At 61.8% G+C, this 11,928-nt stretch carries 11 protein-coding genes; 3 read left to right on the top strand and 8 right to left on the bottom strand.

Annotated features, from left to right (window positions below):
* Positions 1-1,455, bottom strand: a 1,455-nt coding sequence (locus AOA62_RS16130) for an MFS transporter (RefSeq protein ID WP_099549149.1), incomplete at its 3' end; no start/stop codon positions are given.
* A gap of 150 nt (positions 1,456-1,605) precedes the next feature.
* Here AOA62_RS16130 and AOA62_RS16125 point away from each other — a divergent pair.
* Entirely contained in the window at positions 1,606-2,505 is a 900-nt protein-coding gene (locus tag AOA62_RS16125; RefSeq protein WP_099549148.1) for a LysR family transcriptional regulator, read from the top strand.
* On the opposite strand, the gene dhaL is transcribed toward AOA62_RS16125, so the two are convergent.
* From dhaL to AOA62_RS16090, 7 genes are all read right to left on the bottom strand, one after another.
* Positions 2,462-3,109 carry a dihydroxyacetone kinase subunit DhaL gene (dhaL, locus tag AOA62_RS16120; RefSeq protein WP_017135926.1) on the bottom strand — a complete coding sequence of 216 codons (648 nt, stop codon included), beginning with the start codon at positions 3,107-3,109 and terminating at the stop codon, positions 2,462-2,464. The genes AOA62_RS16125 and dhaL overlap by 44 nt on opposite strands.
* Positions 3,110-3,112: 3 nt before the next feature.
* Complete coding sequence (locus tag AOA62_RS16115) at positions 3,113-4,114, bottom strand: dihydroxyacetone kinase subunit DhaK (RefSeq protein WP_099549147.1); 1,002 nt, start codon at positions 4,112-4,114, stop codon at positions 3,113-3,115.
* A 195-nt stretch (positions 4,115-4,309) separates the two neighbouring features.
* A complete protein-coding gene (locus AOA62_RS16110) occupies positions 4,310-5,425 on the bottom strand; it encodes an alcohol dehydrogenase catalytic domain-containing protein (RefSeq protein ID WP_099549146.1) in 1,116 nt (371 codons plus the stop codon).
* A 27-nt stretch (positions 5,426-5,452) separates the two neighbouring features.
* The gene (locus tag AOA62_RS16105; RefSeq protein ID WP_099549145.1) at positions 5,453-6,208 is read right to left on the bottom strand and encodes an SDR family oxidoreductase; all 756 of its coding nucleotides are present in this window, start codon (positions 6,206-6,208) and stop codon (positions 5,453-5,455) included.
* A gap of 139 nt (positions 6,209-6,347) precedes the next feature.
* Positions 6,348-7,355, bottom strand: a complete 1,008-nt coding sequence (locus AOA62_RS16100; protein WP_017135923.1) for a substrate-binding domain-containing protein — start codon at positions 7,353-7,355, stop codon at positions 6,348-6,350.
* A gap of 34 nt (positions 7,356-7,389) precedes the next feature.
* Entirely contained in the window at positions 7,390-8,367 is a 978-nt protein-coding gene (locus AOA62_RS16095; RefSeq protein ID WP_017135922.1) for an ABC transporter permease, read from the bottom strand.
* Positions 8,364-9,851: a sugar ABC transporter ATP-binding protein gene (locus tag AOA62_RS16090; RefSeq protein WP_099549144.1), complete on the bottom strand. Its 1,488-nt coding sequence runs from the start codon at positions 9,849-9,851 to the stop codon at positions 8,364-8,366. The genes AOA62_RS16095 and AOA62_RS16090 overlap by 4 nt, the downstream gene beginning before the upstream one ends.
* 283 nt (positions 9,852-10,134) lie before the next feature.
* On the opposite strand from AOA62_RS16090, the gene rpiB reads away from it, so the two are divergent.
* Positions 10,135-10,596 (top strand): ribose 5-phosphate isomerase B, encoded by a 462-nt coding sequence (rpiB, locus tag AOA62_RS16085; RefSeq protein WP_016969738.1) that lies wholly within the window; start codon positions 10,135-10,137, stop codon positions 10,594-10,596.
* A 63-nt stretch (positions 10,597-10,659) separates the two neighbouring features.
* Entirely contained in the window at positions 10,660-11,640 is a 981-nt protein-coding gene (locus AOA62_RS16080) for a sugar-binding transcriptional regulator (RefSeq protein WP_017527998.1), read from the top strand.
* Positions 11,641-11,928 lie beyond the last annotated feature (288 nt).

The raw sequence follows: 11,928 nt of genomic DNA, 5'->3' as shown, positions 1-11,928 counted from the left end.
TAGCAACCCCAACAACCCCGCCACCCACAACACCCCGCTGAACCCACCCACAAACGCCTGTCGGGCCAATGGCTGCACCATCGCCCGCGCCGGTTCCGGCAGCAAGCCCATCGCCGCCGGCATATCCCCGGCCACCACTCGCGACGCAATCCCCGCCACCTGCGCCTGCCATTGCGGGTCGATACTTGTGCTCAGCAACTGCTCACTATGGCTGCTCAGCAACGCCCCATACACGCCGATGGCCAACATGATCGCGCTGAAACGCATGGTGGTACTCATGCCCGACGCCATGCCCGCGCGGTCACGTGGCACGCAGGCCATGATGTTTTTCTGCGTGTCGCCATTGAGCAGGCCCGCACCGGCGCCCGTCACCGCAATCGCCAGCGCGAAGGGCAGATAACCGCCCGCATTGACCGCCCAGGCGCTTAACAGGTTGCCGCAGCCCACCAGAATCAAACCGGTTGCCATCATCGTTGCAGGCGCAAAGCGTCCGGCCAGCCGTGCACCGATGCGTGGGCAAATAAGCATGGTCAGGGCAAACGGCAACATACCCAGACCCGACGCTATGGCCGAAAACCCCAGACCGTTTTGCAGATAAAACGGCAGCAACGTCATCATCACCTGAGCGCACCCGGCGTAGGCAAACATCCCCAGCAGCGCGCCGATAAAACGCGGGTGCCGGAACAGTTGCAAGTCGACCATAGGCCGCTGCTGCACACGTTCGACCAGCACAAACACCGCCAGCAACACTGCGCCGCCAATCAGGCGCGCGTAGGTCAGCGCGCTGTCCCAGCCGATGCGATTGGCCTCGATCAAGCCCCAGATCAGGCACAACAGGCTGGCACTGAAGGCCAGGCTGCCCCATGGGTCCAGGCGTGCCGATTGAGTGTCGCGTGATTCGGGAATCGCCCGCAGCGCCAACGCCATCAACCCCAGGCCCACGGGCAGGTTGAGGTAGAAGATCCAGCGCCAGCCCAGGTACTGGGTGATCACGCCGCCCAGTGTCGGCGCGGCGGTCATCGCCACGCCCATGCAGGCACCCCAGAACGCCCAGGCTTTGGCACGCTCTACTTCATCGTGAAAGGTGTGGCCGATGGAGGCCAGGGCAGCGGTCAGCAGCAAGGCTGCGCCGACACCTTTGACGGCGCGGGCGATGTCCAGGAGCAACGCATTCGGTGCAGCGCCACAGCCCAGCGAGGCGAGGATGAAAATGCTCAAGCCCCAGATCAGCGACCGCTTGCGACCAAAGCGGTCGGCGATGCTGCCGGCGGGCAGCAATAACGCGGCGAACGCCAGCATGTAGGCGCTGACCACCCACTCGATATCGGCGAAATTCGCACCCAGGTCGCGCGCAATACTTGGCAGGGTGACGGCGACGATATTGGTGTCGAGCACAATCAGCGAGCAGACGCCGGAGGCGGTCAGCAGGGTGAGGCGCGGGCTGACCCGGCTCATGTCTTGATTGCCTTACAGGTAATGTTGGAAAGACAGTTGACGTGCATCGCAAGGGCTCTCTAGTGTAGGTGTGCGCTGAGCTTATCTCCGACTATGGTCTGTTTTATTAGCTGGAGCGCCGCACTTCATTACCTTTGAGCTAATTCAAAAATGGAAATCCGCCATTTCCGCTACTTCCTCGCCGTCGCCAGGCAGCGCAATTTCACCCGCGCTGCCGAGCAACTGGGCATCGCGCCGCCGACCTTGAGCCGCCAAATTCAGGACATGGAAGCCACGCTGGGCACGCGCCTGTTTATCCGTCAGCAACGTGAAGTCAGCCTCACCGAAGCCGGCGCCGCCTTGCTGATCGAGGCTGAAGCCACCGTGCGCCAGTTCGAGTTCGCCCAACGCAACGCCCAGCGCGCCGGGCGGGGAGAAATCGGGCATATCGAATTGGGCTATGTGGCTTCGGCGGTGTATTCGGGGCTGCTGCAAAAACAAATGCAGGCGTTCAGCCAGGCGTTTCCCGATGTGAGCGTGAATGTGCGCGAATGCGCCATGGCGTCCTTGCCCGGCGCGGTGGCCGACGGGCGTTATGACATCGGCTATATCCGCTCGCCCATGACCTTGCCCGACGGCGTGGAGGCAGTGCGCCTGGACAGCGAAGGCTTTGTGTTGGCGCTGCCTCAGGACTCCTGGCTGCTGGGGCTTAAGGTCATCGGCTGCGAACACCTGCAAAACGAGACGTTTATATTGCCGGAACAAATCAACGGCACCTTGCACGTGGCGGCCCAAGGCGGCTTCGCGCCGCGCCTGGGGCCGCAGCCGGGCGGGTTGGTTGCGGTGGTGGCGTTGGTGTCGTTAGGGCAGGGCGTGGCGGTGGTGCCGGCATCGATGGTCGGGCATGTGGGTTTGCCGGGCGTGGTCTACCGCACGATTCATCAGGATGATGCAGCGTTGTCGTGGCTGTCGCTGATTCACCGGCGCTTTGAAAAAGCGCCGGCGGTGGCGCGTTATATCCAGCAGGTCAAGCAGTCAGCCGGGGCTGCACGGAATCGGCCAGGCGCGTAAGAATCAGGCAGCACGACACCGCCCCCGCATCCAGTACACCCAGCGAGCGCTCGCCCAGGCGGCTGGCGCGACCGATTTTGGCGATCAGGTCTTTGGTCGAATCGCGCCCTTGGGACGCGGCGGTTTTCATCGCCTCCAGCGCATCATTAAACGACGCGCCACTGGCATGCGCACGCTCAAAGGCTTCAACTGCCGGGATCAGCGTGTCCATCAAGCACTTGTCGCCCACGCCCGCTTCGGTGATGTCCTGCAACGAGGTCAGGCCGCCGCGCAGCAGGTGGGCAAAGGTTGCCGCGTCGATGTCGTCGCTGCTGCGCACCTCATCCGCCATGCCGATAAACAGGCTGCCATACAGCGGCCCCATGGAGCCGCCGATGCCTTCCATCAGGCTCAGGGTCAGTTCATCCAGGGCTTCGGCCAGGGTCAGTTGGCGGCCTTCGAGGCTGCGCCCGCAATGGGCAAAGCCCTTGGCCATGTTGATGCCGTGGTCGCCGTCGCCAATGGCGCCGTCAATTTCACTGAGGTATTCACGGTTGGCCACGATCACGCTGACCAGATCGGCAACAATGGCGCTGCCGTCGCGGGTGGAAAAATGCTGGCTCATGGTTCACTCCGCCTGGGTCATGCCGATGGAACGGCAGGGTTGGTCGATCAGGGTTTTAAGCTCCGCGTCGAGGCCGAGCAGGGTCAGGGTCACGCCCATCATTTCCAGGGAGGTGAAGTAGTTGCCGACGTAGCAACGGTGAATCTTCAAACCCTTGGCCTTGAGTTGGCTTTCGACCTCGGCGTAGAACACATACAGCTCCATCACCGGCGTGGCGCCCAGGCCCGAGACCAGCACCACCACACTGTCATCCTGGCTGAAATCACGGTCGGCGAGGATCGGCGCGAGCATGCGCTCGGCCATGGCGGCAGCCGGTTCAATGGCGATCACTTCAATGCCCGGTTCGCCGTGATGGCCGATGCCCAGTTCCATCTGGCCATCGGGAATCTGGAAGTTCGGCTTGCCCACTGCCGCAATGGTGCAGGGCGTGAGGCCGATGCCGATGGAGCGGCAGTTATCCACGGTTTTCTGTGCGACGCGAATCACGCCATCCAGGTCGTAATGCTGGGCAGCCGCAGCGCCGCCGATCTTCCACATGAATATTTCGCCGGCCACGCCACGGCGCTTGGCGATATCGGCCCTGGGCGCGGAAGCCACGTCGTCATTGGCGACCACGGTGCGGATGCGCATGTCTTTGCTGGCGGCCATTTTCATTGCCAGCTTCACGTTCATGTTGTCACCGGCGTAGTTGCCGTACAGGCAGGCCACGCCCGCGCCATGGTCAGCGGCGCGGAAGGCGTCGAAAAAGCTTTTGGCGGTGGGTGAAGAGAAAATCTCGCCGACGGCCACGGCATCCACCAGGCCTGGGCCGACGTAACCGAGGAAGGCCGGTTCATGGCCGGAGCCGCCGCCGGTGACGATGCCGACGCGGCCGGCTGCCGATGGCTTGGCCTTGGTGATGACCCTTGGGTTGGTTTCATACTGACGCAGCTCGGGGTGCGCGACCAGGATGCCGCGCAGCATGTCCTCGACCACTTGGTCCGGATCGTTGATGACTCGATTCATAACGCGGGTTCCTGTTCTTGTTCTTGAAGGGCAACACTTTTAATTGTGAAAGCTGGCTTATTGTGGCGAGCAAGCTTGCTTGCGCTGGGGTGCGAAGCGCCCCCAAAAAGCCGCAGACCGCAGCGCAGTCAGCGGGAGCAAGCTCCCTCGCCACTGCAAGCCCGGCTCCCACAGGGTGAGGTGGTGTTGTTGAAATCAGGGTTGCAGGACTACTTTGAGCGACTTGTCCCCGCGTTCCATCACCGCAAATGCTTCCTTGAAGTCCGCCAGCGCAAACTTGTGAGTCACCACGTCGCGCATGTCGATCTTGCGGTTGCCGATAAAATCGATGGCGCGCGGGTACATGTACGGCCCCAGGTGTGAACCCAAGATATCCAGTTCCTTGCGGTCGCCGATGATCGACCAATCTACCGTGGCCTCGTCATTAAACACGCTGAATTCGACGAAACGCCCCAGCTTGCGCAGCATCGCCAGGCCCTGGTTCACCGCCTTGTGGTGCCCGGTGGCTTCGATATAAATGTCGCACCCATAGCCGTCGGTCATTGCGCGGATCTTGGCCATCACGTCGACTTCGGCCGGGTTCCACACCTCGTCGGCGCCCATGCGCAGGGCGAGGGCGGCGCGTTCGGGTTTCATGTCCAGCACGATGAGCTTTTTCGGGTTGCGCAGGCGCACCGCGCCGATAATGCCCAGGCCCAAGGTGCCGGCACCGGCGACCACCACCACGTCGTCATGGTTGACATTCGCGCGCTCGGCCGCGTGCAGCGAGCAGGCCAGCGGCTCGATCAAAATGGCTTCATCCGGGGCGATGGATTCCGGGACTTTGTGGATGATGCCTTCCTTGGTAAAGATCATGTACTGGGCCATGGCGCCCTGCACGTTGTTCTGGAAACCGTAGAGGTCGTGCTTCTGGCACATCCAGTACTGGCCGTGGTTGCAGAAACGGCAGCCCCAGCACGGCACGATCTGCTCGGAGATCACTCGGTCACCGACTGCCACGCCACGTTTTTCTGCGCCTGGGCCGAGGGCAACCACACGGCAGACGAACTCATGCCCCGGAATCATCGGCGGCTTCACATAGCGCGGTTGCTCGGCATCGCCCCAGAACGACGGCGCGCCGCGATAGGTCTTGATGTCACCCATGCAGATGCCGCACAGCTCGACTTTGGTGAGAATCTCGTCGGGGCCGGGCGTGGGCACGTCGACAGTTTCCAGGCGATAGTCTTCCGGGCCGTGGCAGACCACGGCCTGCATGGTTTTCGGGATGACCGGGGAGAGGTGTTCAGGTGTGCGTTCGGTGGCGGTGGACATGGTAAAAACCTCACGACAAAAGATGAATTACTGAATGCTGTAGCCGCCATCGATCACCATGTTGGCGCCGGTGATCATCTGCGCGGCGTCGCTGAGCAGGTACAGCGCCAGCCCGGCGATTTCTTCCGGCTGGGCGAAGCGGCCGGCCGGGATCTGCAATTTGGCCTTTTCACCCACTTCACCGGCCCAGGCTTTCTTGCCCAGGGCGGTCTCGACGATGGTCGGGGAAATGGCGTTGACGTTGATCTGTGGCGCCCATTCCATGGCGAGCACTTTGGTCATGCCGACGATGGCGGCCTTGCTCGCGCAGTAGGCGACGTGACGGTCCAGGCCAATCACGGCGGCCTGGGAGGCCAGGTTGACGATGCGCCCGCTGCCCTGCGCCAACATGTGTCTGGCGCAGGCCTGGGCCACAAAGAAGCTGGCCTTGAGATTGATGTCCAGGGTGGTGTTCCAGGCGCTTTCGCTGACGTCGATGGCCTTGTCCAGCAACACCACGCCGGCGCTGTTGATCAGGTAATCCAGGCGCTGGAAGTGTTCGAATACGCTGTCGATGGTGCGCTGTATCTGGCCGATCTGGCCGAGGTCGACGGCAATACCCAGGTGGCCTTCGCCCAGGCTGGCCGCGACGTGCACCACCGCCGGGTCGCGGTCGAGCAAGGCCACGCGGGCGCCGCGCTCCACCAGCAGGTGGGCGCAGGCCAGGCCAATGCCGGCGGCGCCGCCGGTGATCACCGCGCAACGGCCGGTGAGGTCGAAGGCTTGGTTCCAGAATCCAGACATGAATGACTCCATTTTCGAAAGCAGTTGATCGTTCCCACGCTCTGCGTGGGAATGCCGCCTGGGACGCTCTGCGTCCCGATGTTGGGTGACGCGGAGCGTCACGGGATGCATTCCCACGCGGAGCGTGGGAACGATCAAGCTACTTGCCGCCGCTGACTTGTTGGTACAGCGCATCGGCATTCGCGTTAGTGACGGGCACCCACGGCAGGATGTAGTTCTTGGCGGTGCCATCGCCCCATTTCACGTCCTTGCCGTAGCGCTCCCAGATCACCGATTGCGGCTTGTAGTCCTTGCCGGCCAGTGCGCGCAACGCCACATCCAGCGCGCCTTGGGATTGGGCCTGGGCGTCTTGCAGGAAGGTGGTGACTTCGTCTTTCTTCGCCGCCTGGATCGCGTCCGGCATGCCGTCGATAGAGGTGACCGGCACGTCTTTGGAGGTCAAGCCGTGGGACTTCAGCGCCTGCACGGCACCCAGGGCCATATCGTCGTTTTGCGCGATCACGCCGTTGATGCCTTTGGGGTGCGCGTTCAGCCAGTCTTCGGTGAGGGTCAGGGCCTGGGCGCGGTCCCAGTTGGCGGTCTTTTTCTCGATGATCTTGATGTCCGGGTGCTTGCTCAGCACTTCCAGCTCGCCCTTTTCCCGGTCGATCTGCGCCGACTGGCCAATCGGGCCCTGGATGATCACCACATTACCTTTGCCGTTGAGCTTGTCGACCATGGCCTGGGCCTGCAGGCGGCCGCCTTCCACGTCGTCGTTACCCACATAAGGCACGGAGGCATCGGCTACTTTCGTATTGGAGGCGATGACCACCACGTCGTTGCTCATGGCTTGCTTCACGGTGCCGACACCGGCCTTGGTGTCGATCGGCACGAACAGGATGGCGTCGTAGTGCTGGGTCACCATGTTTTCGATCTGGTTGTTCTGGGTCAAGGCGTCATAGTTGCCGTCGAACACCGTCAGTTGCACGGTGCCGTCTTTGACCGCCGGGTGTTCTTTCAGCTCGCGGACCCAGTTCTGCATGAACTGGCCCTTGAGGCCGTAGACGGCCGCGCCGATCTTGTAGGTCTTGCCATCGGCGGCAAAGGCAATGCTGCTGGCGAGCAGGGTGAGGGTCGCCGCGGCGGCCAAAGTGGTACCAAGTTTCATGAGTAGAACTCCGGTTATTGTTGTGGGTCGTTCTCTAGCGTTTTTTCTTGCGCCACACGTCGATCAGTACTGCGAACACGATGATCAGGCCCTTGGCGACCTGCTGGTAATAGGAGGACACGCCGAGCAGGTTCAGCCCGTTGTTGATCACGCCGATCAGCAGCGCACCAAACAGCGTGCCGACAATGCTGCCGGTGCCGCCCGACAGGCTGGTGCCGCCGATTACCACGGCGGCAATCGCGTCCAGCTCATAAGAAACCCCGGCCTGGGGCAGGGCGGAGGTGGTGCGTGCCGAGAGCACTACGCCGGCCAATCCGGCGAGCAGACCCGAGACCACGTACACCGAAAACATCACCTTGCGCACGCCGATACCCGAGGTGCGCGCACTCTTTTCATTGCCGCCCACCGCGTACACGTAGCGGCCGTAAGTGGTGTAGCGCAGCACCATCCAGAAGATCAGCGCGACCACTGCGAAGATCACGATGGGCACGCCAATCGGGCCGATCTTGCCGATGCCCAGCGCCAGGTAGGCGTCGGGCAGGTCGGTGATCGGGCTGCCGTCATTGAGGATGAAGGTCATGCCCCGCGCGATGCTGAGCATGCCGAGGGTGGCCACGAACGGCGGGATCGACAGGTTGGCGACCATAAAACCATTGACCACACCGAGCATCGCACCGGCAAACATCCCCGCACTGACTGCCGCCAGCAGGCCATAACCCTGGGTCGCAACCATGGCGCTGCACAGCCCGGCAAAGGCCAGGATCGAGCCCACCGACAGGTCGATGCCCTTGGTGAGGATCACGTAGGTCATGCCTACGGCCAGGATGCCGTTGATCGAGGTCTGGCGCAGGATGTCCATCCAGTTGCGCCAGGTCATGAAGTATTCGCTGGAAAACGCCATCACCACGCACAGCAGGATAAACACCAGCGGCAGGCCGAAGCGATCGAGGGACAAGCGCAGGCGATTGCGCGGCGCGGTGGTCATGGGCGGTGCGATGGTTTTGGCATTCATGAGGCAAGACTCAGCAAGGCTTCCTGGGAAAGGGCGGTGTCGGTGCTGATGGTCACCAGTCGGCCGCCCTTGAATACGGCGATGCGATCACTTAAATGCAGCAGTTCCGGGGCTTCGGACGACACCACGATGGCAGCGCCACCGGCGCGCACGAACTGGTCGAGCAGGTGGTAGATCTCCTGCTTGGCGCCTTCATCGATGCCACGGGTCGGCTCATCGCAGAGCAGGCACACCGGCTCGGTCGACAGGCATTTGGCGAGCACGACTTTCTGCTGGTTGCCGCCGCTCATGGACGCCACCGGCAGTTCCAGTGAGCTGGTCTTGATCTGCAGGCGCTTGACCATGTCCTCGGCCAGTTGGGTTTCCTTGCGCGCATTGATCAGCGACCAACTCGACAGGCGCTTGTAGGCCGACAGCGCAATGTTGGAAAGAATGCTGCCGGTGAGCACCAGGCCGCTGTCTTTGCGGTCTTCGGTGACCAGCGACATGCCGGCGTTGATCGTGGCTTTGGGCAGGCCGATGGGCATGGGCTTGCCTTGCAGGGTCACGCTGCCGGAGTCCGCAACCGTCAGCCCATAGATGCAGTTGAGAAACTCGCTGCGCCCCGAACCCATCAGCCCATAGATGCCGAGGATTTCGCCCTGGCGCAGTTGCAGGCTGATGTCGTGGAACTCGCCATTACGGCTCAGGTTGTCGACTTGCAGGCAGGTATTGGCGGCGCATTCGCGGCCGACCTTGTGGTCGATGCGTGTCAGCTCCTGGCCGACAATCCCGCGCACCAGGTGGTTGCGGTCGATATCGGCCATGCGCCCGCTTTCCACAAAGGCGCCGTCACGGAAGATGCTGTACTCGTCGGCGATCTGCGCCAGCTCGCTCAAGCGGTGCGACACGTAGACGATGCCGGCGCCGCGTGCGGTGAGGCGGCGAATGGCCTTGAACAAGGTTTCCGCTTCGCGCTCGCCGATTGCCGAGGTCGGTTCGTCCATGATCATCACCTGGCAGTCATGGCTGAACGCCTTGGCGATTTCCACCAGTTGAATCTGCGCCACGCTCAGGCGGTGCATGGGGCTGGTGGCATCGACCTCGAATTCCAGGCTTTCGAGCAGCTCGCGGGTGCGGCGGTTGAGGGTCTTGCTGTCGACGATGCAACCGGCGCGGCGCGGTTCGCGGCCCAGCCAGATATTTTCGGCGACGGTCATGTAAGGGATGGGCTCCAGTTCCTGGGTGATCATCGCGATCCCCGCTGCCAGGGCTTCACTTGGGCGGTTGAACTGTACGGGCGTGCCGTTGAGCAGGATGGTCCCGGCGTCACGCTGGGTGATGCCCATCAGGATGCTCAGGAAGGTCGACTTGCCGGCGCCATTGCCGCCGCACAGCGCATGCACGCTGCCGGCCCGCAGAGAAAGGCGCCCGTCGCGCAGGGCAGGCACCCCGGCGTAAGCCTTGGCGACGTGTTCAGCCTGGAGCAGTAATGGCGTGGCCATCGGCGTGTCCTCGTGCTGTGAATTCTTATTAGGTCGCACAGTCATGTTTTGCTGTGATCATATGTGTATCAAATGAAATTCTGATCAGTCAATCGCTTTCACTAAAAAGTTATAAATACGCCTGTTTGCGCAAATCAAGCCTGTTTAGACGGCTTTGACTAGGAGGTCAGCTAAAACTCGCTTGACAGAAGGGCTGCAATACCCGAGAAATAACTGAGCGAAATTTCATTGACTGATCAAATGATCAGTCTAAAGCACCTAAACGGCAGCGGAGCCAGACGCCATGAACACACCTTTCCCGGTGGCTATCGGATGCGATGAAGCGGGTTTTGAGCTCAAAGAGCTGTTAAAGCGCCATATCGAGGCGCTGGGTTACCCGGTGACCGACTTCGGCACCCACTCCACCGCGCCGGTGCTGTACCCGGACATCGCGCTGGCGGTGGCCACCGCCATCAATGCTGGGCAGCAACGCCTCGGCGTGCTGGTATGCGGCACCGGGATTGGCATGGCCATCTCGGCCAATAAAGTGCTGGGCATTCGTGCGGCCCAGGCCCACGACACCTATTCGGCGGAGCGCGCCCGCAAGAGCAACGATGCACAAATCCTCTCTATTGGCGCACGGGTGATCGGCGCCGAACTGGCCAAAAGCATCGTCAAATCGTTTCTGGAGTCGGAGTTTGAGGCGGCGCGTTCCGGGGCCAAGGTCGAGCGTATCAACGCGATCGAGCGCGATGGGCATCAGTAGTGGACGGGACGGGGCAAGAGTCGGGAGAATGGGTTTTTGACGCCGAAACGGAAGCCCGTCCCCATGAGTGACAGTACCCAGCGCATTGCCAGCGATATCGATCAGATGACCGAAGTGGCGATGCTCTATTACCTTGAGAACGTCACTCAGGAGGCCATTGCCAAGCGCTTCGACCTGTCGCGGGCCAAAGTCAGCCGCTTGCTCAAGCGTGCGCGCGATGAAGGGATTGTCGAGGTGCGGGTGTTGCAGCACCCGGCGATGAACAACGAGCTGGAGCGCGCGCTGGTGGAGCGCTTCAAGCTCGACCGTGCGTTGATCGCCGTCGACCACAGCGACCCCGACACCCAGCGCTCGGCCGTCGCCAGCCTGGTGGCCAACTACCTGAACAAAACCTTGAGCGACGGCATGATCGTCGCCGTCGGCATGGGCCGTAACGTCGGCGCGGTCGCCGATAACGTGTTCTTGCCGGTGACGCGCAACTGCACATTTGTTTGCGCGATTGGTGGTTCGCTCAAGGCGGGCGAATACATGAACCCCGACCATATCTGCCGACGCCTGGCCCTGCGTTTTGGTGGCGAGAGTGAAAGTCTGTATGCGCCGGCACTGGTGGCCAACCCGGAATTGCGCGGCGTACTGATCAACAATGACACCGTGCGCTCAACCCTTGATCGGGCGCGGCGTGCAGACATCGCGCTGATCGGCATCGGTGACATGAGCGAGAACAGCAACATGGTGCGCATGGGCTGGTTCTCGCCGCAGGAGATCGCGCAGGCGCGTTTGTCCGGCACGGTGGGCGACATGATGGGGTATGACTTTATCGACATCCACGGCCAGCCGGCGGTCAACGCGATTCAAGGTCGGGTGATCGGATTGACCGTGCAGGAGTTGTTTCGCATCCCGGATGTGGTGGCGATTGCCAGCGAGAACACCAAGGCGGCGGCGACGCTTGGCGCGTTGCGCTCGGGGGTGATTAATACGTTGGCGACCACGGTGACGAATGCGCACACGATTCTGGCGCTGGATGATGCGACGCGTAAGTCCTGAATGTACAAAGGTCAAAAACTGTGGGAGCTGGCTTGCCTGCGATACAGACAACTCGGTCTTTCAGTAACACCGAGGTGATGCTATCGCAGGCAAGCCAGCTCCCACAGGGGTTATGTGTTGGGCTTACAGATTTTGTAATAGTTTTGCAGTGTGGGAAATTTGAGTTTCGACTGTACGATTCAAGTCCTTTTCTCACTGCAGGACTTGCATGAACACCCTCTCGGAGCCTCCCAGTCGTCTTTCCCCAAGGCACTCACTGTCGCTGTTCCCGCTGAAGCACCCCGTATT

It is taken from the genome of Pseudomonas sp. 2995-3 (assembly GCF_002742565.1).
In the GTDB taxonomy this organism is placed as follows: Bacteria; Pseudomonadota; Gammaproteobacteria; order Pseudomonadales; family Pseudomonadaceae; genus Aquipseudomonas; species Aquipseudomonas edaphica.
The sequence above is the reverse complement of the archived record's forward strand: the minus strand, read 5'-3'. Positions and strand labels throughout refer to the sequence as shown.